21 protein-coding genes are annotated in these 25,566 nt (G+C 70.5%); 12 read left to right on the plus strand and 9 right to left on the minus strand.

The window, feature by feature from the left end; genetic code table 11:
• Window positions 1–38: 38 nt before the first annotated feature.
• Window positions 39–2,831, minus strand: coding sequence for a penicillin acylase family protein (locus ACFWBD_RS05275; protein ID WP_385662913.1), 2,793 nt, complete (start codon window positions 2,829–2,831; stop codon window positions 39–41).
• Window positions 2,832–3,098: 267 nt separating this feature from the next.
• Here ACFWBD_RS05275 and ACFWBD_RS05280 point away from each other — a divergent pair, with 267 nt between their 5' ends.
• The 6 genes from ACFWBD_RS05280 (at window position 3,099) to mscL (ending at window position 8,887) form a co-directional block, all read left to right on the plus strand.
• A complete protein-coding gene (locus ACFWBD_RS05280) occupies window positions 3,099–4,598 on the plus strand; it encodes a potassium/proton antiporter (RefSeq protein ID WP_385663570.1) in 1,500 nt (499 codons plus the stop codon).
• A 277-nt stretch (window positions 4,599–4,875) separates the two neighbouring features.
• Complete coding sequence (locus ACFWBD_RS05285; protein ID WP_385662915.1) at window positions 4,876–6,168, plus strand: MFS transporter; 1,293 nt, start codon at window positions 4,876–4,878, stop codon at window positions 6,166–6,168.
• Window positions 6,169–6,235: 67 nt separating this feature from the next.
• Window positions 6,236–6,556 (plus strand): FmdB family zinc ribbon protein, encoded by a 321-nt coding sequence (locus ACFWBD_RS05290; RefSeq protein WP_385662918.1) that lies wholly within the window; start codon window positions 6,236–6,238, stop codon window positions 6,554–6,556.
• 76 nt (window positions 6,557–6,632) lie between these two features.
• Window positions 6,633–7,475 carry an S-methyl-5'-thioadenosine phosphorylase gene (locus tag ACFWBD_RS05295; protein WP_385662921.1) on the plus strand — a complete coding sequence of 281 codons (843 nt, stop codon included), beginning with the start codon at window positions 6,633–6,635 and terminating at the stop codon, window positions 7,473–7,475.
• 305 nt (window positions 7,476–7,780) lie between these two features.
• On the plus strand, window positions 7,781–8,311 hold the full coding sequence (locus ACFWBD_RS05300) for an RcpC/CpaB family pilus assembly protein (RefSeq protein WP_385662924.1): 531 nt from the start codon (window positions 7,781–7,783) through the stop codon (window positions 8,309–8,311).
• A gap of 108 nt (window positions 8,312–8,419) precedes the next feature.
• On the plus strand, window positions 8,420–8,887 hold the full coding sequence (gene mscL, locus ACFWBD_RS05305) for a large conductance mechanosensitive channel protein MscL (RefSeq protein WP_385662927.1): 468 nt from the start codon (window positions 8,420–8,422) through the stop codon (window positions 8,885–8,887).
• Window positions 8,888–8,963: 76 nt separating this feature from the next.
• Here the strand turns inward: mscL and ACFWBD_RS05310 are convergent, their stop codons facing one another.
• Window positions 8,964–9,146 carry a hypothetical protein gene (locus ACFWBD_RS05310; RefSeq protein WP_385662930.1) on the minus strand — a complete coding sequence of 61 codons (183 nt, stop codon included), beginning with the start codon at window positions 9,144–9,146 and terminating at the stop codon, window positions 8,964–8,966.
• 119 nt (window positions 9,147–9,265) lie between these two features.
• Between ACFWBD_RS05310 and ACFWBD_RS05315 the strand changes: the two genes are divergently transcribed.
• The 4 genes from ACFWBD_RS05315 to ACFWBD_RS05330 all read left to right on the plus strand — a co-directional run bounded on the left by ACFWBD_RS05315 (window position 9,266) and on the right by ACFWBD_RS05330 (window position 13,908).
• Window positions 9,266–10,534, plus strand: a complete 1,269-nt coding sequence (locus ACFWBD_RS05315; protein ID WP_385662933.1) for a low temperature requirement protein A — start codon at window positions 9,266–9,268, stop codon at window positions 10,532–10,534.
• Between the two features lie 50 nt (window positions 10,535–10,584).
• Complete coding sequence (locus tag ACFWBD_RS05320; protein WP_385662935.1) at window positions 10,585–11,613, plus strand: P1 family peptidase; 1,029 nt, start codon at window positions 10,585–10,587, stop codon at window positions 11,611–11,613.
• 144 nt (window positions 11,614–11,757) lie between these two features.
• The gene (locus ACFWBD_RS05325; protein WP_385662938.1) at window positions 11,758–12,984 is read left to right on the plus strand and encodes an Ig-like domain-containing protein; all 1,227 of its coding nucleotides are present in this window, start codon (window positions 11,758–11,760) and stop codon (window positions 12,982–12,984) included.
• 177 nt (window positions 12,985–13,161) lie between these two features.
• Window positions 13,162–13,908, plus strand: coding sequence for a DUF6227 family protein (locus ACFWBD_RS05330; protein WP_351763334.1), 747 nt, complete (start codon window positions 13,162–13,164; stop codon window positions 13,906–13,908).
• Window positions 13,909–13,937: 29 nt separating this feature from the next.
• Here ACFWBD_RS05330 and ACFWBD_RS05335 read toward each other — a convergent pair whose 3' ends face one another.
• From ACFWBD_RS05335 to ACFWBD_RS05355, 5 genes are all read right to left on the minus strand, one after another.
• Complete coding sequence (locus ACFWBD_RS05335) at window positions 13,938–14,201, minus strand: hypothetical protein (RefSeq protein WP_385662940.1); 264 nt, start codon at window positions 14,199–14,201, stop codon at window positions 13,938–13,940.
• 201 nt (window positions 14,202–14,402) lie between these two features.
• Window positions 14,403–16,520: a fructose-specific PTS transporter subunit EIIC gene (locus tag ACFWBD_RS05340; protein WP_385662942.1), complete on the minus strand. Its 2,118-nt coding sequence runs from the start codon at window positions 16,518–16,520 to the stop codon at window positions 14,403–14,405.
• Window positions 16,521–16,995: 475 nt separating this feature from the next.
• Complete coding sequence (gene pfkB / locus ACFWBD_RS05345; RefSeq protein ID WP_385662944.1) at window positions 16,996–17,943, minus strand: 1-phosphofructokinase; 948 nt, start codon at window positions 17,941–17,943, stop codon at window positions 16,996–16,998.
• Window positions 17,940–18,701: a DeoR/GlpR family DNA-binding transcription regulator gene (locus ACFWBD_RS05350; protein ID WP_351763326.1), complete on the minus strand. Its 762-nt coding sequence runs from the start codon at window positions 18,699–18,701 to the stop codon at window positions 17,940–17,942. Before ACFWBD_RS05350 ends, pfkB begins: the two co-directional genes overlap by 4 nt.
• 313 nt (window positions 18,702–19,014) lie before the next feature.
• Window positions 19,015–20,577 (minus strand): MFS transporter, encoded by a 1,563-nt coding sequence (locus tag ACFWBD_RS05355; protein ID WP_385662947.1) that lies wholly within the window; start codon window positions 20,575–20,577, stop codon window positions 19,015–19,017.
• A gap of 62 nt (window positions 20,578–20,639) precedes the next feature.
• On the opposite strand from ACFWBD_RS05355, the gene ACFWBD_RS05360 reads away from it, so the two are divergent.
• Window positions 20,640–21,665: a helix-turn-helix transcriptional regulator gene (locus tag ACFWBD_RS05360; RefSeq protein ID WP_385662950.1), complete on the plus strand. Its 1,026-nt coding sequence runs from the start codon at window positions 20,640–20,642 to the stop codon at window positions 21,663–21,665.
• A gap of 174 nt (window positions 21,666–21,839) precedes the next feature.
• On the opposite strand, the gene ACFWBD_RS05365 is transcribed toward ACFWBD_RS05360, so the two are convergent.
• A complete protein-coding gene (locus tag ACFWBD_RS05365; protein WP_385663573.1) occupies window positions 21,840–22,706 on the minus strand; it encodes a TetR family transcriptional regulator in 867 nt (288 codons plus the stop codon).
• Window positions 22,707–23,715: 1,009 nt separating this feature from the next.
• Window positions 23,716–24,714 (minus strand): RNA polymerase sigma factor RpoD/SigA, encoded by a 999-nt coding sequence (locus ACFWBD_RS05370; RefSeq protein WP_385662952.1) that lies wholly within the window; start codon window positions 24,712–24,714, stop codon window positions 23,716–23,718.
• Between the two features lie 185 nt (window positions 24,715–24,899).
• Here ACFWBD_RS05370 and ACFWBD_RS05375 point away from each other — a divergent pair, with 185 nt between their 5' ends.
• Entirely contained in the window at window positions 24,900–25,439 is a 540-nt protein-coding gene (locus ACFWBD_RS05375) for a GNAT family N-acetyltransferase (protein WP_385662955.1), read from the plus strand.
• Window positions 25,440–25,566: the final 127 nt, after the last annotated feature.

Below are 25,566 nucleotides of genomic sequence, written 5' to 3' on the forward strand. Positions count from 1 at the left end.
CCCGGGGGGGGGCGGCCCCCTTCCGTGTGGTCGGCAGCTCAGGGCTTGAGCACCAGGGTGTCGCTGGTGCTGTCGTCGACTGCCTTCTTCGAGAAGGACCAGTCGAGCAGTTCACCGTTGGCCCACTTGCTCGTCTGGTCGGTGTAGTGAGCGCTGAAGGCGTGTCCCGAGGCTCCGGTGAGGTTGATCCACTTCGACTTGTCGAGGTCGTCGAGGTTGACGACCATCCGCATCGACGGCACCCATACGACGCCGTAGCCGCCTGCCGCGTTCCAGCCGGTCGCGTTGACCGTCGCCTCGCCACCACCGAGCTTCCACGGGCCGCGGTTGAGGATGTACTGGAGGAAACCGGGACCGCTGGTGCCCAGGGTCTGGTTCTTCAGGAACAGGCGGTGCAGCCGGCCCCAGCTCCAGGTGTCGATGTCCTTGCCGAGCTTGGCGGTGAGCTCCCAGCGCGCGTCGATCATGGCGCGCTCGAACAGCTTGTCGCGGTTGTGGTCGGCGCCGGGGCGGGTGCCCGATTCGGGCGTCGTCCACCAGTCGCTGCCCGTCTTCGTCATGAGGTTGCGCACCACCTCGAACCAGCGGTCGCCGCCGTCCGGCTGCGCCTGGTCGGCGTCGCGCTGGCCGCACTCGCGGACCTTCTCGATGTCGTCGACCGGGCCGGTGGTGTTGACCGGGTCGACCCACAGGCACTGGTCCTCGACGCGCAGCTCCTTGGGCAGCTTGTTGCCGAAGGCCAGCTTGAGGATGTTGCGCCAGACCGCGTTGAAGTAGGCGGCCGCGGCCGAGTCGGCGTCCTGGGTGAAGTCCCAGTTCTCCAGCAGTTTCTGCGCCTCGCGGACGTCCGGGTCGTCGAAGTTGAGCTTCTTCAGCACGGGCACGAGCAGCTTCGCGATCTCGCTGTCGTCGTCCAGCTGCATCTGACGCATGTCGTCGGTGGAGATCTTGCCGCCGCCCTTGATCTTGCCCTTGATCAGGTCGGTGATCCGCTGGCTGCGCGCGCCGTAGCCCCAGTCCGTGGTGAGCGTGTAGGGGTACTTGTCCTTGTCGACCACGGCCTGGTTGGCGGTGACGATGTAGCCGCGGGCGGGGTCGTACTCGTAGGGCAGCTCATCGAAGTCGATGTAGCCCTTCCACTTGTACTTGGAGTCCCAGCCCGGTGCAGGGATCGAGCCGTCGACGCCCTTCGCGCGCGTGGGGATCTTTCCGGGCAGCTGGTAGCCGATGTGATTCGAGGTGTCGGCGTAGACGAGGTTCTGCGAGGGCACGTCGAAAGACTCGGCCGCCTTGCGGAAGCTGTCCCAGTCCTTCGCCTTGTCTATGTCGAAGACGGCGTCCATGGAGGTGCCCGCTTCCAGCGCGGTCCACCTCAGGGCGACGCCGTAACCGTCACCGCGGTCCGGCGCCGCGGCGTCGACCGTGTCGACGGTGGCCTTCTTGCCGACGTCGATGAGTTCGTCGTCACGGTCGGACAGCAGGGGCATCCCGTCCTCGGTCTGCCGGACGACGATCTTCTTGGACTCGCCGCCGGCGACCTTGATGGTCTCCTCGCGCGTGACGAACGGCTTCACCTTGCCGTCGTACTGGTAGCCGTCGTCCCCGGAGAGCTTCTCCAGGTAGAGGTCGGTGACGTCGACGCCGGAGTTGGTCATGCCCCAGGAGATGGTCTGGTTGTGGCCGATTATCACACCGGGCATGCCCGCGAAGGTGTAGCCGGAGACGTCGTACTGGCATTTGCTGGAGAGGGCCCGGCAGTGCAGGCCCATCTGGTACCAGACGGACGGCAGCGAGGCCGACAGGTGCGGGTCGTTGGCCAGCAGCGGCTTCCCGGTGATCGTGTTGTCGCCGCCGACGACCCAGGAGTTCGAGCCGATGCCGTTGCCGTTAACGCCGACGGCCGTGGGCAGGTCGTCCAGGACGTTGTAGAGGCCCGAGAGCTGGCTCTGGAGGGCCGAGCCGTCCGTACTGCTCGAGGACGAGTCCGAGGACGTGCCCGTGCCGTCGCCCGTGGAGCTGCCGTCGGAGTCGCTCTGGCCGTCACCCTGCTCGAACGTCTTGGTCAGCTCGTCGTACTGACCGTCCTGGACGATCGCCTGGTTACGGTCGTACGGGTACTGCGGGTACAGCTCGGCGATCTGGGCCGGGCCGAGGCGGCTGGTCATCAGGGCGCGGTCGATCTCGTCCTGCATGTTGCCGCGCAGGTCCCAGGCCATCGCCTTCAGCCAGGAGACCGAGTCGACCGGGGTCCACTCGGTGGGCTTGTAGTCGTTGGTGAACCCCAGAGCCGCGTACTCCAGGGAGATGTCGGCGCCGTCCTTGCCCTTGAGGTAGGCGTTGACCCCCTTGGCGTAGGCCTGGAGGTACTTCTTCGTGTCGGCCGACAGCTTGCTGTCGTACTCCTCCTTGGCGACGCGGTCCCAGCCCAGGGTGCGCAGGAACTCGTCGTTGTCGACCTGGCTCTTGCCGAACATCTCCGACAGCCGCCCGGAGGTCATGTGCCGGCGCACGTCCATCTCGTAGAACCGGTCCTGGGCCTGGACGTAGCCCTGCGCCATGAACAGGTCCTCGTCGGAGTCCGCGTAGATCTGCGGAATGCCGTAGCCGTCCCGCTTCACGTCGACGGCCCCGGTCAGGCCCTCGAGCGTGATCGAACCCTTGGTCTGCGGGAAGGACGCGCGGACGGTACTGATGGACCAGTAGGCGCCGTAAGCGATGCCTCCGATAATGGCCAGCACCAGCACAAGCACGATCAAACGGGCTTTGCGCCCCTTTTTCCTGCCGGACTTGCCGGGCTTGTCACCCGATGTGGCGGTGGTGTTGGGGGGCATCGCTGTCCTTGCTGTCCTAACGCGAGCGGCAGGCGGTCCTGGAGTGCTGGAGCAACCATAGGCGCAGGGCCTTGAGCCACTTGACGCGGAGTCGGGTACCGGTACGGAGGGATGTTCGATCTTCCCTCGTCGAGCGTCAAGAAATCGTCAAGAGTTAGGTAAGGTAACGAAGTAGTTGGACGCGAAGCTCACGGCTTCGTGTCCGATGTATCCGAAGCACATGTGCGCCCGCGCGCAAGCCGCGCGCGCCGGTGAAGGGAACCGCCGCTGACTGTCCACCACCTCAACCAGCTCCTGCTCGTCTGCTCGCTCGTCCTGCTCGTCGCCGTCGCAGCGGTCCGGATCTCCTCGCGCAGCGGGCTCCCAAGCCTGCTCGTCTACGTGGGCATCGGCGTCCTCATGGGCCAGGACGGCATCGGCAACATCCACTTCGACAACGCCGAGATGACCCAGGTCATCGGCTACGCAGCCCTGGTCGTGATCCTCGCCGAGGGCGGCCTGGGCACGAAGTGGAAGGAGATCGAACCGGCCCTGCCGTCCGCCACGGCACTGGCACTGGCCGGCGTCGCGGTCAGCGTCGGCGTCACCGCCACAGCCGCACACTTCGTGACCGGGCTGGAGTGGAGACAGGCTCTGATCATCGGCGCGGTGGTGTCCTCGACCGACGCGGCGGCGGTCTTCTCCGTCCTGCGCAAGATCCCCCTCCCCTCGCGCGTGACGGGCACGCTGGAGGCCGAGTCCGGCTTCAACGACGCCCCGGTGGTCATCCTGGTGGTCGCCTTCTCCACGGCGGGCCCCGTCGAGCACTGGTACGTGCTGCTGGGCGAGATAGCGCTGGAACTGGCCATCGGCGCCGCCATCGGCCTCGCGGTCGGCTGGCTGGGCTCCTGGGGCCTCAGGCACGTCGCGCTGCCCGCCTCCGGCCTCTACCCGATCGCCGTCATGGCGATCGCGGTCACCGCGTACGCGGCCGGCTCCCTGGCGCACGGCAGCGGCTTCCTGGGCGTCTATCTCGCCTCGATGGTCATGGGCAACGCGAAACTGCCGCACTGGCCCGCCACCCGCGGGTTCGCCGACGGCCTCGGCTGGATCGCCCAGATCGGCATGTTCGTGCTGCTCGGTCTCCTGGTGACCCCGCACGAGCTGGGCGACGACGTGCTGCCGGCGCTCGTCATCGGCCTGGTGCTGACCATGGTGGCCCGACCGCTCAGCATCGTGCTGTGCCTGACGCCCTTCCGGGTGCCCTGGCAGGAGCAGACGCTGATGTCCTGGGCCGGGCTGCGCGGCGCCGTCCCCATCATCCTGGCGACGATCCCCATGGTGAACGGCGTCGACGGCAGCCGTCGCATCTTCAACATCGTCTTCGTCCTGGTCGTCGTCTACACCCTGATCCAGGGGCCGACGCTGCCCTGGCTGGCGCGCAAGCTGCGCCTGGGCGGTGATCCCGAGGCCGCCGACCTCGGCGTCGAGTCGGCGCCCCTGGAGCGGCTGCGCGGGCACCTGCTGTCCGTCGCGATCCCCGAGGGGTCGAAGATGCACGGCGTCGAAGTCAATGAGCTAAGGCTGCCGGCCGGGGCCGCCGTCACCCTCGTCGTGCGCGAGGGGACATCGTTCGTGCCGCTGCCGACGACCGTGCTGCGACACGGCGACGAACTCCTCGTCGTCGCCACCGACCCGGTCCGCGACGCGGCGGAACGGCGACTGCGCGCCGTCGGGCACGGCGGCAAGCTCGCGGGATGGCTGGGCACGGGCGACCGTGCGCGTTAAGTGCATGTTTCGCACCGTTCACACCCCCTTCATTCGGAGGCGGCCGACCGTATGGTGCTCATTTTCACAGGGATGACGCGTCTTGATCCCTGTACGATGAAGGCACACCTTGATCGAACCAACTCTGCCTGACGCAGAGCTGGCGCGACCGTATGGCGGCCGGGACACCTCGTGCGGCGAGCACCGGCATCTACCGCAGCACGCGCAAGAGGACAGCTCTCGGCGCCCCCGCCCACCGGACGGGGTCGCGCTACCAGGCGGCAGAAAGGCACGGGCCGTGGCATCCACGGTCACCACCGAGCCGTCGAAGGATTCGTCGGCCTCCTCCCGCCCGGGATACGGGCAGCTGCTGCGCACCCGCGGCGCCTGGACGTTCCTGCTGCCCGGCTTCGCGGCCCGCCAGCCGTTCGCGATGCTCACCATCTCCATCGTGCTGCTCGTGCAGCACACCACCGGCTCGTACGGCGCGGCCGGTGCCGCCGCGGCCGTCACCGGTGTCTCCATGGCGCTGTGCGCGCCCTACAGCGGGCGGCTCGCCGACCGCTACGGGCAGCGCGCGGTGCTGATCCCCGGCGTGCTCCTGCACACGCTGTCGGGCGTCACCCTCACCGTGCTCGCCCTGAGCCACGCACCCCTGTGGACGGTGTTCGCGGCGGCCGTGCCCACGGGCGCCTCGGTACCGCAGGTCGGGCCCATGGTGCGGGCCCGCTGGGGCGCGCGGCTGAAGGGCTCACCCCTGATGCCCACCGCGGCGGCCTTCGAGTCCGTCACCGACGAGCTCACCTTCGTCTTCGGCCCACTGCTGGCGACTGCCCTGTGCACCGCCGTGAACCCGGCCGCCGGCCTGGTCACCGAGGCCGCGCTGACCCTGCTCGGCGGTCTGCTGTTCGCCGCGCGCAAGAGCACGCAACCCCAGGTCGCCGTCGCCGGGCACGCGCGCGTGGAGCACGCCTCGGCTCTGCGCGTCCCCGGTGTGCGCGTGCTGATCGTGGCCTTCCTGGGCATCGGCACCGTCTTCGGCGGCATGCAGGTCTCGCTGGCCGCGTTCACCGAGTCCATCGGCGAGCCCGGCCTGAACGGCGTCCTGTACGGCACCTTCGCCGCGGGCAACATGCTGTCCGGCCTGGTCTGCGGCGCCGTCGCCTGGAAGGTCGCCCCGCGGCGGCGCCTGGTCGTCGCCTACGCCGCGCTGGCGCTCGTCGCCTCCGGCCTGTGGGCGGCGCACTCGGTGCTCGTCCTGGCGGGCCTGGGCCTCCTGGTCGGGATGTGCATCGCGCCCGCGCTGATCACCGGCTACACGCTGGTCGAGGATCTGGTCGCGGCCGGCGCCCGCACCGAGGCGTTCACCTGGCTGACGGGCGCGGTCGCGCTCGGGCAGGCGGCCGCCGTCACGATCGCCGGACAGTTGGAGGACCACTTCTGGGGCGGCGCCGGTTTCCTGGTCCCCATGGGGGGCACTGTGCTGGCCCTGGTGACCCTGCTGGCGCTGCGTTCACGGCTGGAGACGCGCTCTCGCGCGCGTACCGTCGCACGTGGCGTCGGTCACCGCGTGCCGGTGACAGTGGACTGATCCTCCGGAATACGTCAAGATAGACCGTCGTTAGCACTCACTGAGTGAGAGTGCCAGGAGGAAGACAGTGCCGACCTACCAGTACCAGTGCACCGAGTGCGGCGAGGGCCTCGAGGCGGTGCAGAAGTTCACCGACGATGCCCTGACCGAGTGCCCCAACTGCGGTGGCCGCCTCAAGAAGGTGTTCTCCGCCGTCGGTATCGTCTTCAAGGGCGCCGGCTTCTACCGCAACGACAGCCGCGGCTCCTCGTCGAGCAGCTCGCCGGCGTCGTCCTCGAAGTCGTCGACGTCCGGATCCGACTCGAAGTCGTCGACGTCGTCGTCCTCGGCCTCGGACTCGAAGTCGTCGAGCACCGGCACCTCGACCGGCAGCAGCTCAGCCGCGTAAGGCTCGCTCAACAGGACCCTGTCGTCGTACGACGACGGGGTCTTCGGCGTTTCCCGGGCCGGTTAGGGTGCGGCGCATGGCGAACAAGGCGAACGCAGAGATCGGTGTGATCGGCGGATCCGGCTTCTACTCGTTCCTCGACCAGGTGACAGAGCTCCAGGTCGACACCCCCTACGGACCGCCCAGCGACTCCCTCTTCCTCGGCGAGATCGCCGGCCGGCGAGTCGCCTTCCTGCCCCGGCACGGACGCGGACACCATCTGCCGCCCCACCGGATCAACTACCGGGCCAACCTGTGGGCGCTGCGTTCGGTCGGGGTGCGCCAGGTCCTCGGTCCGTGCGCGGTGGGCGGCCTGCGCCCGGAGTACGGGCCCGGCACGCTGCTCGTGCCGGATCAGCTGGTCGACCGCACGAAGTCACGGATCGGAACGTACTTCGACGGGCTGCCCCTCCCCGACGACACGGTGCCCAACGTGGTTCACGTGTCCCTGGCGGACCCCTACTGTCCCGCTGGCCGCTCGGCGGCCCTGAAGGCGGCGCGCGGCCAGGAGTGGAAACCGGTGAACGGCGGGACGCTGGTCGTGATCGATGGGCCACGGTTCTCGACCCGTGCCGAATCGTTGTGGCACCAGGCGCAGGGCTGGTCGGTGGTGGGCATGACGGGCCATCCGGAGGCCGCTCTCGCCCGTGAACTCGAGCTCTGCTACACCTCGTTGAACCTGGTCACCGATCTGGACGCGGGCGCCGAAAGCGGTGGGGGCGTGTCGCACGGGGAGGTGCTGCGGGTGTTCGCGGCGAACGTGGACCGGCTGCGGGGCGTGCTGTTCGACGCGGTGGCCGCACTGCCCTCCGACGGGGAGCGGGACTGTCTGTGCGCCAACGCGCTGGGCGGCCTGGATCCGGGGTTCGAGCTGCCGTAGCGGGCGTAGGGGAAGAGGCCGAAGAGGGGCCTCGGGTGCGGAAGTCCTCCTTCGGGTGAGGAAGTTGTCCACAACCGGGCGGTGGTCCACCGGCTCGGGCGAGCGGCGGCGCGAAGGCTCATCGTGGCTTCGCAAACCCGTTCCTCCTCGCAGGTGGTGATCCCGTGTCCGACTCCCTCGCCCCTCCCCCTTCTCCCGCTTCTCCCCCTCCGCTCCCTCCGCCCGCTCCGTCCCCTCTTCCCTTCACGGCGCGCCCACCCGGCGCGGATGCTCCGGCCACCTGCGAGGTGCCGCCCTTCGCTCCCGTGCGGGTCCGCGGCGGGCGGTACCGGCTGGGGCGGTTCGTACGGAGCCGGCGGCGGGCCCTCGCCCTGGGCCTCGCCATCACCGCCGCCGCGCTCGTGGCGTCCGGCCCCCGGTACGAGGATCCGGCCCACGGACATCCCGGCGGAACTGCGCGCACGGACGCGCGCGGGAGCTCGCACCCCCGCGCTCATGTGCCGCTACGCGCCCCTGCGCACGGCCCTCGCGCCGGGGAGAAGGTGACGGTGCCGGTACGGATCTCCGACGCGGCCACGGTCCGGCTGCTGCGCCCTGGTGACCGTGTCGATGTCATCGCCGCCGAGCCGACGATGCTGGGCGGCGTGGACGGCGCGGGCCGCGACGCCCAAGTGGTCGCGCGCGGGGCACTGGTGACGAAGGTGCCGGAGCCGCTGGACACCGCTGCCGGCACGGCTGAGGAGGGGGCGCTGGTCGTCCTGTCGGTGTCCCGGTCCACCGCCGCGCGCCTGGCGGGGGCCAGTGCGACGGCTCGGCTGGCGGTGACCCTGTGGTGAGGTCAGGTCCCTCGTCCGAGGGGCCGAATTGGACACGCCCGCATGGCGTTGACGTAGGTTGCGGAGCTGATTGTTCCACAACCTGTACATGCGAGGAGTGTCCCCGAGGTGAGCGAAAAGAAGGCAAGCGTCCTGCAGGGCTTCAAGGCCTTCCTGATGCGTGGCAACGTCGTCGATCTGGCAGTCGCGGTGGTGATCGGCGCGGCCTTCACGAACATCGTCAACTCGGTGGTGAAGGGAATCATCAACCCGCTCATCGGAGCGGTCGGCACCAAAAACCTGGACAGCTACAGCTCCTGCCTGAAGGGCCCCTGCACCAATACGGGGGACAGCGCGACGGGCGTCTGGATCCTGTGGGGGTCCGTCCTCGGCGCGACCCTCACCTTCGTGATCACCGCTGCTGTCGTGTACTTCCTGATGGTCCTGCCCATGTCGAAGTACCTGGCGAAGGTGGAGGCCCGCAGGAAGGCCAAGGAGGGCACGCAGGAGATCATCGAGGTGACCGAGCTGGAGGTGCTCAAGGAGATCCGCGACGCGCTGGTCGCCCAGCGGGGCATGGGGCACAGCCAGCGGTAGCAGCGCTCGACGGGGCCCTGCGGGCGGTGTTCCGTCAGGGCTCCCGGGCCTGCCGGACCGTACCGGCCCGTCGGGTTCAGACGTGGTGGGGCGGCTTCTCGTCGAGGAAGCGCTTCAGGTCGGCGGCGCTGTCGCCCTCGGGTGACGGCCGCTCGCCCCAACCGCGGTCGGTGTCGTCCGAGGACTGCCGGTCCAGCGGGTCGTCGAAGATCAGCGCGGCCTTCGGGTCGCGCGGCTCGGAGGCGGAGGGGGTGCTCATCCCTCCAGAGTACGGCCCCGGCACCCGCTCGGGTCAGGGTCGGACCGCCGACCTCGCACCCCGTGGGCCCGCGGATTCCGCACAAGATTTTCCGCCGATTGTCTGTTGTGCTGGTACCCATGACGTCCAGTACGCCCCCATCGGCCTCTCCCCCTCCCCCCGGGACCCTCATCTCCCCGGCGCCCACCCGCTTGAAGCCGCTGCGCAGTCTGACTGCGCGCGGACGGGGCGAGACGCACCGGGTCGCCTCGCCGCTCGAGCTCTTCTTCGACCTGTGCTTCGTCGTGGCCATCGCCCAGGCGGGCATCCAACTGGTGCACGCCGTGGCGGATTCTCACGCGGGCGAGGGAATCCTCAACTACGCGATGGTCTTCTTCGCCATCTGGTGGGCGTGGATGAACTTCACCTGGTTCGCGTCGGCGTACGACAACGACGACGTCCTGTACCGGATCGTCACGCTGGTGCAGATCGCCGGGGTCCTGGTGCTGGCGGCAGGCATCTCGCGGGCGTTCGAGGACCACGAGTTCGTGGCCGTCTGGTTGGGCTACGCGATCATGAGGTTCGCGTTGAGCTCGCAGTGGCTGCGCGTCGCGTGGTCCGCCGAGGGCGCGGAGCGGACGATGGCGCTGCGGTACGCGGCGGGCGTGCTGATCTGCCAGGTCGGCTGGCTGGGGCTGCTGATCCTGCCCGAGGGCGGCAGGGCGTGGCTGTTCCTGGTGATGGCGCCGCTGGAGATGTGCGTGCCGATCTACGCGGAGAAGGACCATCCGACGTCCTGGCATCCGCATCACATCGCCGAGCGCTACGGCCTGTTCACGATCATCGTGCTGGGCGAGACGATCGCGGCGGCGACGGTCGCCGTGAAGTCCGGCATCGACGAGAACGACGCGCTGGGCGAGCTGCTGCCGATCGCGGTGGGTGGGCTGCTGATCGTCTTCGCCGCCTGGTGGATCTACTTCGTGGTGCCCATCCATGGGCATCTGCGCTCCAGCAGGCAGGCGTTTCTGTGGGGCTACGGGCACTACGTCGTCTTCGCCTCGGCCGCCGCGATCGGAGCGGGTCTGGAGGTGGCGGTCGAGCAGGCGGTCGGCGAGGCCCATATCTCGACGCTCGCCGCGTCGGCCGCCGTCACCCTGCCGACGGCGCTGTACCTGCTGACGGTCTGGGTCCTGCACGCACGCCACTTCAAGGTGGGCCTGGCCCAGCAACTGGTGCTGCCCGTCGCCGCTCTGCTGGTGATCTGCGGCACCTTCCTCGGCGAGTGGGCGGTCCTCACGGCCGGCCTGGTGTCGGCGCTGGCGGTGGCGACCGGGACGACCCTGACGGCACGCAGGGTCGCGCAGGAGTCACGGGAGAGCCCCGCGCGAGCTTCGAGCGCGGTGATGTGACGGGGCGTGACAGCGCCGCGCACGACGCCGGCCGGGCGAGACTGATCCCCATGACAGTTGACGCTCTGACGGACGTCGCCGGCGTACGCGTGGGACACGCCACGCGGACCGGCGACGGTTGGCTCACCGGCACCACGGTCGTCCTCGCACCGGAGGGTGGTGCCGTGGCCGCCGTGGACGTGCGCGGTGGTGGTCCCGGCACGAAGGAGACCGACGCCCTCGATCCGCGCAATGTGGTGCAGCGGGTCGAGGCGATCGTACTGACCGGCGGCAGCGCCTACGGGCTCGACGCGGCGTCCGGCGTGATGGCGTGGCTGGAGGAGCAGGGGCGCGGGATTCTCGTCGGCACGGACCCGACGCACGTCGTGCCGGTGGTGCCCGCCGCCTGCGTCTTCGACCTGGCGCGGGGTGGTGACTTCCGGGCCCGTCCGGACGCTGCCACCGGCCGGGCCGCCGTGCAGGAGGCCGCGGCGAGCGCTTCGGGGGCCCGGGTGCGGGAGGGGTGCGTGGGCGCGGGGACGGGCGCCGCTGTCGGGCCGATGAAGGGCGGGGTCGGCAGCGCGAGCGTGCTCCTCGGCTCGGGGGTCACGGTGGCCGCGCTGGTGGTGGCCAACGCGGCGGGGTCGGTGACGGATCCGGAGACGGGCGTGCTGTACGGGGAGTTGTTCCAGGGGCGTGCGGAGTACCCGGAGGCTCGCGTGCACGCCACCGCGCGCCGGCGTCTCGCCGAGATCACGGCGAAGAACGCGTCTCCCCTGCTCAACACCACGCTCGCGGTGGTCGCCACCGACGCGGACCTGACGAAGGCACAGGCGCAGAAGCTGGCGGGCACGGCGCACGACGGAATCGCGCGGGCCGTGCGTCCGGTGCATCTGCTCAACGACGGGGACACCGTCTTCACGCTGGCGACGGGCGCGCGCCCGCTCGACCCCGACCACCCGCTCGCGCTGAACGACATCCTCGCGGCGGGCGCGGACGTGGTGACGCGCGCGATCGTACGGGCCGTGCGCGCCGCCGAGTCGGTGGCCGGGCCGGGCGGATCGTGGCCGTCGTACGAGGAGTTGTACGGGAGCCGGTGACCCCGCGGGCCGGGACGGCGATTGTCCCGGTTCCGTCACGTGATGGTGCCAACGGCGACCGGACGGAACCTCACCGGCCGCCGGATCCCTCCTTCTCCACGTAGCTGAGCGGATCACTCACATCACACGAAGCTGGAGCAGCCCGTGACAACGGCGGACATAGCAGTGCGGCGCGCGGTCGGAGCCTGTGCCGTCCTGGTGGTCGGTGCCCTGACCCTGACCGCCTGCGGGGGCAGCGCCAATGCCAAGGACAAGGACGGGGACGCCAAGGGCGGCAAGAGCAGCGTCAAGACGTCCACGGCGAAGATCGTCATCTCGGCGAAGGACGGCTCGACGAGCGCGTCGATCAACGCGACCGGTGTGAAGGTGAGCGACGGCCGGCTCACCGAGGTGAAGATGACGGTGGCCGGCTCGGGGCAGGCCGTCGAGGGCTCCTTGTCCGCCGACGGCAGCACCTGGAAGCCGAAGGAGCAGCTGGAGCGCGGGACGAAGTACCAGATATCGGCGACCGCGAAGGACGCGAGCGGCAAGACGGCCGCCGCCAACTCCATCTTCACCACCGTCTCTTCGGCCAACAGCTTCATAGGGACCTACACGCCGGACAACGGCACCACGGTCGGCGTCGGAATGCCGGTGTCGTTCACCTTCGACAAGGCCATCAGCGACACGAAGGCCGTGCAGTCGCACATCACGGTCAGCTCCAGCAGCGGCCAGCAGGTGGTCGGGCACTGGTTCGGGGCACAGCGGCTCGACTTCCGTCCCGAGGAGTACTGGAAGGCCGGCTCCAAGGTGACGATGAAGATCGACCTGGACGGGGTCGAGGGCGCCAACGGCGCCTTCGGGGTCCAGAAGAAGACGGTCACCTTCACCATCGGGCGGTCGCAGGTCTCCACGGTCGACGTGAACACGCAGACCATGACGGTGGTGCGGGACGGACAGACCCTGAAGTCGGTCCCGATCTCGTCGGGCAGCCCGGAGCACACCACGTACAACGGACAGATGGTGATCTCCGAGAAGTTCACGCAGACGCGCATGAACAGCCAGACGGTGGGCCTGGGCGGCGAGTACGACATCCCGGACGTGCCGCACGCGATGCGCCTGACGCAGTCCGGCACCTTCATCCACGGCAACTACTGGTACAGCAGGGGCAATCCGCCCTTCGGCCGTACCGGCACCAGTCACGGCTGCGTGGGGCTCGCGGACGCGCAGGGCGCGCAGGGTGACACGCCCGCCAAGTGGTTCTACGACAACTCGCTGATCGGCGATGTGGTGATCGTCAAGAACTCCCCCGACAAGACGGTGTCGCCGGACAACGGACTCAACGGGTGGAACATGTCCTGGGCCGAGTGGACCGCGGGGAGCACCGCGTGATCGCCGGAGACGCCCTCTGACCGGCGATTTCTGATGGACCGTCGGGCCGTGCGGGAATTTTCCGCGCGGCCCCGGCGTTTTCACGGCGTACGTTTTCTCGGTTCCCGGACATGATGTCCGGCCGAGGGGCTACGGTATGCACCCACAAGGTGACATGCAGCAACGCCGGGAGAAACCTTGAGCGTTCCGTACGAGACAACAGCGTACGAACCAGCCGAGTCGCCCGAGTCTCCGGAGGAGCACCTCGCGCGACTGCTCGGTCGCGCCCTGAACTCGTTCGAGCTGCCAGACGAAGCGCTGCGGCGGCTCGACTGCGCGCTCGCGCACGACAGCTCCCTGCACTCCGCGCACCACAGCGCGGGCCTGCACCGGGAGACGTACCGGCACACCTGGTTGCTGGCCGACGGCTGCGCGCTCACGCTGTGGGAGCTCGTGCACAACACCGCGCCGGGCAGCGAGCCGCAGCACGAGGTGTACGTCGACGAGGAGGAGCTGCGCGCCGCCACGGCCCGGCTGCCCCTGCCGTCGGACACCCCGGACTTCGAACTGCCGGTGCTGGTACAGCTGTCGCCGGTCCCGGGGCCCCGGCACGTGTACGTGCCGGACGACTCGGCGGACCACGCGCGCAGACTGCTGCGTCGTGCCGAGAACCCCGACCGGCCGGACGCGGACACGGCCGCGCTGCTGAAGTCGGCGTTCGCGCACCAGATCACCCAGGCCTTCGGGCGCCCCTGTCGCGCGGGCCGGATCGGACTGGGCTACTCGCTCTACGAGCACGCGTTCCTGCTGCGGGACGGCCGGGAGATCTCCCTGTGGGAGGTCGAGCACACGGCGACGCCCGACGGGCGGCACATGTGCGAGGTGTACGTCTCCGAGGCCGCGGCCCGGGACGCGATGGAACGCCGGGCGGCGCAGGTCTCCTGAGCCGTCGGGGGTGCCTGCCGAGCCATCGGTCAGCGGCCCTCGCCGAGCTGTCGTACGAGGCCGGCGAAGGTGTCCCTCTCCGCCGGGGTCAATTCGACGGCCTCCCGGCCGGGACCGGACTGCCGCTGGCACGGAAGGGCGGGGAGCACCGGCGGGGCGGGGAGCACTGCGTGGGCCCCGCTGCCCGAGCGGCTGCGCCGCAGGATGCGGGACACGAAGACCAGCCAGGCGATGGAGGCCACGGCGAGGACCGTCAGGGCCGCCAGCTGAGGGAACGTGAGATGCACGGGCATACCGCCCAGTAGACACCACGGTCCGGGACCTATGTCCCGGACCGTGACGTATCTCGCAGGCCACACAGATCACGCAGATCGCTCAGACCGCGCGATAGGGCTGTTCGGTGCGGAGATCCATGAATCACCGCAGATGGTCACCAGTAGCCACGACCTGTGGCAGACAGCCGCGGCAAGAGCCGCCCGCGGCTGTCGCGCAGGCTATGCGGCCACCGGCTGCTTCGCCTCCGCCGCCGCGGCGGCCGTGGACTCCTCCGTCGTCCCGGGCTCGACGGCGCCGGGGACCGGCTTGCGCAGGCCCTTGAGGACGATGACCAGGGCCGTCGTCACGCCCACGCCCGCCGCGATGGCGACCAGGTACAGGAACGGGTTGCCGATCAGCGGGACCACGAAGATGCCTCCGTGCGGGGCGCGGAGCGTGGCGCCGAAGGCCATCGACAGGGCGCCGGTGACCGCGCCGCCCGCCATCGAGGCCGGGATGACGCGCAGCGGGTCGGCCGCGGCGAACGGGATCGCGCCCTCGGAGATGAAGGAGGCGCCCAGGACCCAGGCGGCCTTGCCGTTCTCGCGCTCGGTCGGGGTGAAGAGCTTCTTGCGGACGGTGGTCGCGAGCGCCATGCCCAGCGGCGGGACCATGCCCGCGGCCATCACGGCGGCCATGACCTTCATCGCGGAGTCGCTGGGGTCCTGGACGGCGATGCCGGCCGTGGCGAAGGCGTACGCGACCTTGTTGACGGGGCCGCCGAGGTCGAAGCACATCATCAGGCCGAGCAGCACGCCCAGCAGGACGGCGTTGGTGCCGGAGAGACCGGCCAGCCAGTCCGTCATGCCCTTCTGGGCCTCGGCGATGGGCTTGCCGATCACGACGAACATCAGGAAGCCGACGATCAGCGAGGAGATCAGCGGGATCACCACCACCGGCATGATGCCGCGCAGCACCGGCGGAATCTTGATCCGCTGGATCGCGAGGACGATGCCACCCGCCAGCAGACCGGCGACCAGGCCGCCGAGGAAGCCGGCCGCGATGTTGGAGGCGATCATGCCGCCGACGAAGCCGGGCACGAGACCGGGCCGGTCCGCCATGCCGTACGCGATGTAGCCGGCCAGGACCGGGATGAGGAAGCCGAAGGCGACCCCGCCGATCTGGAACAGCAGGGCGCCCCAGCTGTCGACCTGGGTCCAGGAGAAGTGCTCCATGACCGAGGGCGCCTTGTTGATCTCCCAGCCGCCGATCGCGAACCCGAGAGCGATCAGCAGACCGCCCGCGGCGACGAACGGGACCATGTAGCTGACGCCCGTCATCAGCCACTTGCGCAGTTTGGTGCCGTAGCTGTCACCGGACTCGCCGGTCCGCTCGACCGGCGTCCCGCCCTTGGCCGAGGCGCTCACCTCGCCGCGCGCCGCTTTCCCGCGCACCTCGGTGATGAGTGCGGCGGGCCGGTTGATGCCCGCCTTCACGCCGACGTCCACGGTGGGCTTGCCCGCGAAGCGGTCCTTGTCGCGTACGGGGACGTCGTGGGCGAAGATCACGCCGTCCGCCGCGGCGATGGCGGCCGGGTCGAGCCGGGTGAAGCCGGCCGAGCCCTGCGTCTCGACGACCAGTTCGACGCCCGCCTCGCGGCCCGCGTTCTCCAGGGACTCGGCCGCCATGTAGGTGTGGGCGATGCCGGTCGGGCAGGAGGTGACGGCGACGATCCGGAAGGGGCGCGCGGCCTCGGCGTCCGTGTCGTCGCCGGTGGCCGTGTCGGCGTCGGCGGAGGCCGCCGCCGACGCCGACACGGAGTCTGTGGAAGTGCCCTCGGCCTCGGCGACCGAGGCGTCGGCCGCCGGGACTTCAGCGGCCGGGACTTCAGCGCCCGGGGCGTCGGCGTCCGGGGTCGCGTCGCCGCGGATCAGTGCCGCCGCGGCTGCCGCGTCGCCTGCCGAGCGCAGCGCGTCGGTGAACTCGGCGTTCATCAGCTGCCGGGCGAGCGACGACAGGATCGTCAGATGGGCGTCGTCCGCGCCGGCGGGGGCGGCGATCAGGAAGATCAGGTCGGCGGGGCCGTCGGGGGCGCCGAAGTCGATGCCTGCGGCGCTGCGTCCGAAGGCGAGCGTCGGTTCGGTGACGTGGGCGCTGCGGCAGTGCGGGATGCCGATGCCGCCGTCGAGGCCGGTGGGCATCTGGGCCTCACGGGCGGCCACGTCGGCGAGGAAGCCCTCCAGGTCGGTCACCCGGCCCAGGGCCACCATGCGCTCGGCGAGGGATCGCGCCGCCGCTTCCTTTGTTTCGACGGACAGGTCGAGATCGACCAGGTCCGCGGTGATCATGTCGCTCATCGCGGGCTCCTTCGCACGCGTGTCGCCCGGGACGTGGGGTGGTGGGCGAGGGTGGGGACGGGGACGGGGGTTGCTACGGCGGTGCACTGGGGGGAGGTGAGGGAGGCGGAAGCGGGGCCGGGGAGACCCCGCCTCCCCGGGGTGGCAGGCCGGTTCGGACCATGCCTCCCCTGATCGACGGGGCGGCTCAGGCGGCCCTGCCGACCATGTCGGGCGGCGAGTAATGAGGAACTTCGCCGTTCGATGACCGGTTCGCCGGGGGACACGGAGAACGCGGGAGTCGTCGTCGGCACAGGAGACGCCGCACTCGTCGTCGCCACGGACGGCGCGGGAGTCGTCGTCGCCACGGACGGCGCGGGAGTCGTCGTCGGCACGGACTGTGCAGGGGCCGTCGTCGGTACGGACTGTGCAGGGGCCGTCGTCGGCACGGACTGTGCAGGGGCCGTCGTCGGTACGGACACCGTGGGGATTGTCGTCATGACACCGGCTCCTTCAGTTCACGGTCCACCGGCACCTGCGCCGTGACCGTCACCGCCGCCGGGTCCAGGTCGCCGGGGGTAGGCATCACGCTGCCGGGCAGCTGGACCGCCGCCGCTCCGTGCGCGACGGCGGAGGCGAGCGCCGCGGGGCCGCTGCCTCCCGCGACGAGGAAACCGGCGAGGGAGGAGTCGCCCGCTCCCACATTGCTGCGTACGACGTCGACGCGGGCGCTCGCGAACCAGGTACCCGTGTCCTCCACGAGCAGCTGTCCGTCGGCGCCCAGGCTCGCGAGCACGGCACCGGCGCCCATGCCGCGCAGTTCCTCGGCCGCCTTGACCGCGTCACCCACGGTGGCCAGGGGGCGCCCGACGGCCTCCGCGAGCTCCTCGGCGTTCGGCTTCACCACGTCGGGCCGCTCCCGCAGCGCCTCCAGGAGCGCACGCCCCGAGGTGTCCAGGGCGATACGTGCGCCCCCGGCGTGCGCCCGCGCGACCACGTCGGCGTACCAGGAGGGCGAGAGCCCCCGGGGCAGGCTTCCGCAGCAGGCGATCCAGTCGGCGTCGCGGGACTGCTCGCGGACCGTCTCCAGGAGCAGCTCCTGTTCCTCCGGGGACAGCTCGGGGCCGGGTGCGTTGATCTTCGTCAGGACGCCGTCCGACTCCGCGAGCGCGATGTTCGAGCGGGTGGCTCCGGCGACCGGGACCGGCGCGACCTCGATGCCCTGCGCGTCGAGCAGGTCGGCGACGAGTGCGCCCGGCGCACCACCCAGGGGCAGGACGGCGACCGTGCGCCGTCCGGCGGCAGCGACGGCGCGCGAGACGTTCACGCCCTTGCCGCCCGGGTCCATCCGCTCGCCGGTGGCGCGGATGACCTCGCCACGGTCGAGGGACGGGACCTCGTAGGTGCGGTCCAGGGAGGGGTTGGGGGTGACGGTGAGGATCATGCGCGTACTACTTCCGTGCCGCCGCGCTCGATGGCGGCCGCGTCGTCGGGGCTCAGCCCGCTGTCGGTGATCAGCAGGTCCACGTCGCTCAGGTCGCCGAAGCGGGCGAAGTGCTCCTGACCGTGTTTGGCGGAGTCGGCGAGCAGCACCACGCGGCGTGCGGCGGCGACGGCCGCCCGCTTCACCGCGGCCTCGGCGAGGTCGGGGGTGGTCAGCCCGTGCTCGGCGGAGAACCCGTTGGCGGCGACGAACAGGACGTCGGCGCGGATCTCGCCGTACGCGCGCAGCGCCCACGCGTCCACGGCGGCGCGCGTACGGTGCCGTACGCGCCCCCCGACGAGGTGCAGTTGCATGCCCGGGTGGTCCGCGAGGCGGGCCGCGATGGGCAGGCTGTGCGTGACGACGGTGAGCGAGGCCTCCAGCGGGAGGGCGGCGGCCAGGCGGGCGACCGTGGTGCCGGCGTCGAGGATCATCGTGCCCTCGGTGGGCAGTTCCGTGAGGGCCGCCTTGGCGATGCGGTCCTTCTCGTCGGCGGAGGTGCCTTCGCGTTCGGCGAGGTCCGGTTCGAAGTCGAGGCGTCCGGCCGGAATGGCGCCGCCGTGCACGCGGCGCACCAGGCCGGCCCGGTCGAGGGCCTTCAGATCGCGGCGGATCGTCTCTGCCGTGACCTGGAACTCCTCGGCCAGCGACAGGACGTCCACCCGGCCGCCGTCACGGGCGAGCCGCAGGATCTCCTGCTGCCGCTCCGGTGCGTACATGTCCGTTCTCCTCCGACCGCTACCAGGTTTATGCCCGAACTTGTGGTTTCGCCTCGGAGGCTACGCCCGGATTTCGGGAAAGTAAACAGGTTCGGACGTGATCCGGGCATGAACGGACTTTCACCCTCCTTGCCCCCCTCCCTCCCCACCCCCCTCTACCTCCCTACCTCCCTTGCGCCCTTGCGCCCTTGCGCCCTTGCGCCCTTGCGCCCTTGCGCCCTTGCGCCCTTGCGCCCTTGCGCCCTTGCGCCAGGGCATACGCGAGGGGCCCGTCACCGATCAGGTGACGGGCCCCTCGCGCGGGAACGCCGGCTCAGGCGGCGAGCTCGCGCTCCCGGTCGTCCCCGGAGGGGGCCGCCTCCGGGGCGTCCTCGGCTGCGCCCTCCAGGTGCTGCGCCGGCCGCTTCGGCAGGGCGAACATCAGCAGGAAGATCGCGAACATCACCAGGGCCACCCAACCCAGGGCGTGCTCGAAGGCGTTCACGAAGGCGGGGCCCACCTCGGCCGGGGTCAGCCGGTCGCCGATCCGACCGAAGAAGACGACCGCGACCAGACCGAGCCCGAGCGCGTTGCCCATCTGCTGGACCGTGTTGATCAGCCCGGACGCCGAACCCGCGTGCTCGCGCGGCACGTCCGACAGCACCGCGTCCGTCAGCGGGGCGACGATCAGCCCCATGCCGACGCCCATCACGACCAGCGGAAGCGCCATCTGCCACGGGGCGATGCCGAGGCCGTACCGCGCGGACTCCCAGATGTAGAGGAGTACGCCGATGGCCATGGTCAGGGCGCCCGTCTGCAGCACCTTGCGCCCGAAGCGGGGGACCAGCTTCTGCACGGACAGCCCGGCGGCCGTCGAGACGGCGAGCGAGAACGGCACCCCGGTCAGACCCGCCCGCAGCGGGCTCCACCCCAGGCCGGTCTGCATGTACAGCGTCCAGACCAGGAAGAACACGCCGAGGCCGACCCCGAAGACGGTCTGCACGGCGACGCCCGCCGCGAAGCTGCGCACCCGGAAGAGGGAGAGCTCGATCAGCGGCGAGCCGTCCCGCGCGCCTTTGCGCCGCTCGTACGCGACGAGCGCCCCGAAGACACCGATCGAGCCGGCCATCGACACGTACCCCCACACCGGCCAGTCCAGCTCGCGGCCACGGGTGAGCGGGTAGAGCAGCATGAGCAGGCCGAGGGTGACCAGGAGGACGCCGACGACGTCCAGCTTCAGCGCCTTCGGCGCCTTGGACTCCGTGATGAAGCGGCTGCCGAGGATCAGTCCCGCGATGCCGACCGGCAGGTTGATGAGGAAGATCGGCCGCCACTCCAGACCGAACAGGTTCCACTCCGTCAGCAGCGCGCCGAGCAGCGGCCCGGAGACGGCGCCCAGCCCCACGATCGCACCGAAGAGCCCGAAGACCTTCCCCCGCTCGTGCGCCGGGAAGGTGGCGTGCACGATCGACAGCACCTGCGGCACCATCATCGCCGCCATGGCGCCCTGGAGGATGCGGGAGGCGACCAGCATCTCCGGGTTCGCGGCGAAGCCGCACAGCGCGGAGGCGAGGGTGAAGCCACCGATGCCGAGGAGGAACAGCCGCTTGCGGCCGTGGATGTCGCCGAGCCGGCCGCCGGTGATGAGCCCGGCGGCGAAGGCGAGCGCGTAACCGGCGGTGATCCACTGGATCTGGCTCCAGGAGGCGCCCGCGTCCTCCTGGATGGAGGGGATGGCGATGTTGACGATCGTGACGTCGACGAGGTCCATGAAGGCCGCGGTCATCACGATGGCGAGCGCCAACCAGCGGCGACGGTCACCCGGCGCCGCCTGGGCCGTTCGAGGGTCGGGCGAGGACTCGGGCGAGGTCTCGAGGGAGGTCTCCGTGGAGGTCATGGTAGGACAGTAGGACTGAACTAGGTCAGATCGTGTCCTAGTTCTGCGGCATCCTCGGATGCATGACGACGGACACTCCGGCTCGGCTGCTCCAGCTCCTCTCGCTCCTCCAGACGCCCCGCGAATGGCCCGGCGGCGAGCTCGCCGACCGGCTCGGGGTCTCCCGCCGCACGGTCCGACGGGACATCGACCGACTGCGTGAGCTGGGATATCCCGTGCAGGCGACCCTGGGTTCGGACGGTGGGTACCGGCTGGTCGCGGGCAAGGCCATGCCGCCGCTGGTGCTCGACGACGAGGAGGCGGTGGCGATCGCCGTCGGGCTGCGGGCGGGGGCGGGACACGCGCTGGAGGGCGTCGACGAGGCGTCCGTCCGGGCCCTGGCCAAGCTGGAGCAGGTGCTGCCGGCCCGGCTGCGCCACCGCGTCTCCACCCTCCAGGCCGCGACCACACCACTGACCAGCGGGGACGGCGCGAGCATCACACCTGAGACGCTGACCGTCATCGCCTCGACGGTGGCCGGGCAGGAGCGGCTGCGGTTCGCCTACCGCGCGAAGGACGGCACCGAGTCGCGCCGCCTGACCGAGCCCTACCGGCTCGTGTCCACGGACCGGCGGTGGTACCTCGTGGCGTACGACCTCGACCGCGAGGACTGGCGGACCTTCCGGGTGGACCGGGTCGAGGACCCGTTCGCGACCGGGGCCCGCTTCACGCCACGCGAGCTGCCGACGGGGAGCGCGGCGGAATACCTCCGGCGGTCCATCCAACTGCGCCCGGACGCCTACGAGTACGAACTCGACGTCATGCTCGAGGCGCCGACGGAGTTCGTGACGGCCCGCCTGCCGACATGGCTGGGCACGCCGGTCACGAACCCGACGGCGGGCACCGACGGCGAGGGCGGGTGCCGGCTACGGGGGACGACCAGCAACCCGGTGGAGTGGGTGGCGATGCGGCTGGCGACGCTGGGCTGCGAGTTCTCGGTCCAGGGGCCGCCGGAACTGGTTGATTGCGTACGTGAGTTGGGTGGGCGACTGAGTCGAGCGGCAAGTACGGGGAGTACGTCCGGGAGAGGCGGGCGCGGAAGGGGCTAGCCCGGAAGGAACGAACACGAGGGGGGTGAGGCGAGCGCGGAAGGGGCAGCGCGGAAGGGACGAACGCGCGAGGGGCAACGCGGAAGGGACGAACACCGGAGGGGCAGTGCGGAAGGGACGAACACGGGAGGGCTGAGCGTGGGAGGGGTGAGCGTGGGTGTGGGAGGGCGCGGGTCAGGGCTCCTCCGCCGGGCTCTCTTCCCACGCGAACCCGTGCAGGGCCCGCAGATTGCGCAACGCCAGCTCTGCCGGGCCCTGGCGGCCGGTGGGCGGGGAGTCGGTCGCCGCCCAGCTTTCGACCGCGACCCTGACCGCGGCCCCGGCCACCGCCGCGGTGAAGCGCTGATAGGGGGAGGCAACGTTGTCGGACGCGGGAGCGGGCTCGGATGTGAGGGCGGACGCCGGGGTCGGAGCAGGAGCCGGAGCGGGCTCGGATGTGAGGGCGGACGCCGGGGTCGGAGCAGGAGCCGGAGCGGGAGCCGAGGAGGTCTCTGGGGCGGAAGTGACGTCGGAACCGTCCTCGAAACCCTCCTCGGAAACGGCGTCGGAACCGTCCTCGGAAACGGCGTCGGAAACGGCTGCGGAACCGGTGTCGGAGACAGTGTCGGAGCCGGCGTCGGAACCAGGCCTATGGGGCGATGTCGCCGTCCGCTCCGCCAGTACCTCCGTGAGCGTCGTCTCCGAGGTGTGGCAGACCTCCGCCCAGACCTTGCCGAGGGCGGGGCTGGTTCCGGCCAGTCGGATCAGGGTGCGGACCCATTCCCAGGACGCCGCCGACACCCCGCGGCCCGGGACGAGGGTGTGCCGTACCGCGTGTTCCAGGGCCTCCGGCACGGTCAGTTCGGCCGGGGCCTCGCGTACCGCCTCCGCCCAGCGCTGCGCGCCCGCCGCGTAGAGCGGGGCGACGGCCTCTTCCTTGGTCGCGAAATACCGGTAGAAGGTGCGCGGGGCGACGCCCGCGGCCTGGGCGATGTCCTCGGCGCGGGTGGCCTTCAGACCCCGGCTGACGAAGAGGCCTGCCGCCGCACGGGCGATCTCCATACGGGTCGCCGCTTTGCGCCGCTCGGTCAGCGAAGCCGAGGCGGATGGGGAGGTCGAGCTGATCACGTCGGCAGGCTATGCCCATGTGGCACAATCTGCCATTCGGGCGGGCCACCCCGTGGTTCAGGTACGGGGTGCCCCGCCCTCTCAGCGTGCCCGTCCGCCGTGTCATATGCCCGGCGGGCGTGTGCGCCCGCAATTTCCGCCCGGGACCGGAGGTCAGGCCGCCCGGGTGCGAAGAGGAGCCGGGCTCCGGCGCCTGGGGGGAGAGGCACCGAAGCCCGGCTCGGGGAAAGTCCCGGCGCCGGGGGGATGTGCGTCGGGACTTGGCTCATGTGCGGCAGAGGTCTATGGAAGGGCTGCAGGGTCGGGTCGGCCCGAACTCCTGCTGCCGACTCGGACTCCCGTGCCCAGAAGTCTTGTTCCCGCGCTCCTCCTCATTGAAGCGGCGTTCCTCCGCCATGTTTGCGCGGCGCTCCACCACCCGGCGCACGCGGGCGGGAACCCGACACCGCAGGGCGCCTGAAGCCGACTCGCCGCAGCTCCGGCCGTAGCGCAGGCGCCCGTTCGGCCGCGAACCCCGCGGAACGACTCCGCGCAGCCCCTGCGTCAACCCGGCGAAAAAGCCGGCTCCAGCCGCCAGGCACTTCACACGCCCCAGGCACTGGAGACACGTCAGGCACGTCAGGCACGTCAGGCACGTCAGGCACGTCAGGCACGTCAGGCACGTCAGGTGAATGACTCACGCGGCGTGCCCCCGGCCAACACGCGGTCCCCGAAGGGGTGATGGCCTGATGACCACCGGCGCAGCCCCGCCGCGGACTGCCACCGACTCCGACGGCACCCCGATCCCGAAGCCCCCACGACTCGGCCGTATCCGAACGACGTCCTGCCTCGCCTCGCCCGAGCCCTGATCGGCCACCGGCCAGTGGGAGTTATGGACCGCTCATCGACCGACGCCGCCCGGCGGAGCGTCAAGCTCCGGCCGTCCGCCGGAGGTTCAAGCGCCTTACGCCGCTGCCTCGAAGCCCGTGTCGCGGGCCAGCTTCTTCAGTTCCAGCAGGGCGTGCTTCTCGATCTGGCGGATGCGTTCCCTCGTCAGACCGTGCTCCTTGCCGACCTCGGTCAGGGTGCGCTCACGGCCGTCGTCGATGCCGTACCGCATCTTGATGATGGAGGCCGTGCGCGGCTCGAGGCGGTCGATCAGGCCGTCCAGTTCCTCACTGCGCAGGAGGGTCATGACGGACTGCTCCGGCGAGACCGCGGACGTGTCCTCCAGCAGGTCGCCGAACTGGGTCTCGCCCTGGTCGTCGACCGCCATGTTCAGCGAGACCGGGTCGCGGGCCCAGTCCAGGACGTCCGTGACGCGCGCCGGCGTCGAACCCAGCTCGGTCGCGATCTCGGCGGGCTCCGGGTCGCGGCCGTTCTCGCGGTTGAACTCGCGCTGCACACGACGGATCCGGCCGAGCTCCTCCACCAGGTGGACGGGCAGGCGGATCGTGCGCGACTGGTCCGCTATCGAGCGGGTGATGGCCTGACGGATCCACCAGGTCGCGTACGTCGAGAACTTGAAGCCCTTGCGGTAGTCGAACTTCTCGACCGCGCGGACCAGACCGGCGTTGCCCTCCTGGATGAGGTCGAGGAGCGGGAGACCGCTGCGCGGGTAGCGGCGGGCCACCGCGACGACCAGCCGGAGGTTGGAACGGATGAAGACGTCCTTGGCCCGCTCGCTCGCGACGACCAGGGCCTCGAGTTCCTCGCGCGAGGCGTCCGCCCTGGACTCCTCGTCGCCGTCGAGGACCTGCTGCGCGAACACACCCGCTTCGATGATCTGTGACAACTCGACTTCCTTGGCGGCGTCGAGCAGAGGTGTGCGCGCGATCTCGTCGAGGTACATGCCGACCAGGTCGCGGTCGGCGATCTCGCCGCCATGGGCGCGAACACTGCGGGCCGCGTCGGTCGTCTCGCCGTTGGCGGACTTGCGACGGGCGACGGCACGGGTTGCCATGCGTGCTCCCTTGCGATGGAGGTTCGGCGGGTGGCCCTTCAGACACCAGGCGCCCTCGGACTCGGACTCTCCTCGGGTGCCCTGCATCTGATGGAAACAACGACTGGAATCAGGACAGAATTCCCAACCCGCACCCCGATTTTTATGATCTTGCAGTACCCTGTCCGACCACGCGAGGAGGCGCGATGGTGTCGGAACGTACAGAGGTGCAGGTCAGGCCAGGAGTCGAGGGTGACCTCGAAGCCCTCACGAGCCTCTACAACCACTACGTACGCGAGACGCCCATCACATTCGACACCGTGGCCTTCAGTCCGGAAGAACGACGTCCTTGGCTGCTCTCCCACCCTGAAGACGGGCCGCACCGCCTGATGGTTGCCACGGAAGCGGACTCACAGGGCACCCGGCGGATCTCACAGGAAATCCTGGGTTACGCCACATCCAGCGCTTACCGGCCGAAGGCGGCCTACTCCACCTCGGTGGAGGTGACGGTCTACGTCGCCCCGCACGCCGGCCGGCGCGGCATCGGCACGCTCCTCTACAAGGCGCTCTTCGAGGCGCTGGCAGGCGAGGACCTGCACCGCGCCTACGCGGGCATCGCGCAACCGAACGAAGCGTCCGCGCGGCTGCACGAACGCTTCGGTTTCCGGCACGTCGGCACGTACCGCGAGGTGGGCCGCAAGTTCGACCGCTACTGGGACGTGGCCTGGTACGAGAAGGAGCTCTGACCTCAGAGGGAACCTTGACCCCGGAGGGGGGCCAGGGAACCTTGACCCCGGAGGGGGCCAGGGAGCCTTGAGCCCAGGAGGAGCCCCGGCGCCAGCCCCGGAAGGAGCCCCGGCCCCGGAGGGAGCG

This window comes from Streptomyces sp. NPDC060002, assembly GCF_042737245.1.
GTDB lineage: Bacteria > Actinomycetota > Actinomycetes > Streptomycetales > Streptomycetaceae > Streptomyces.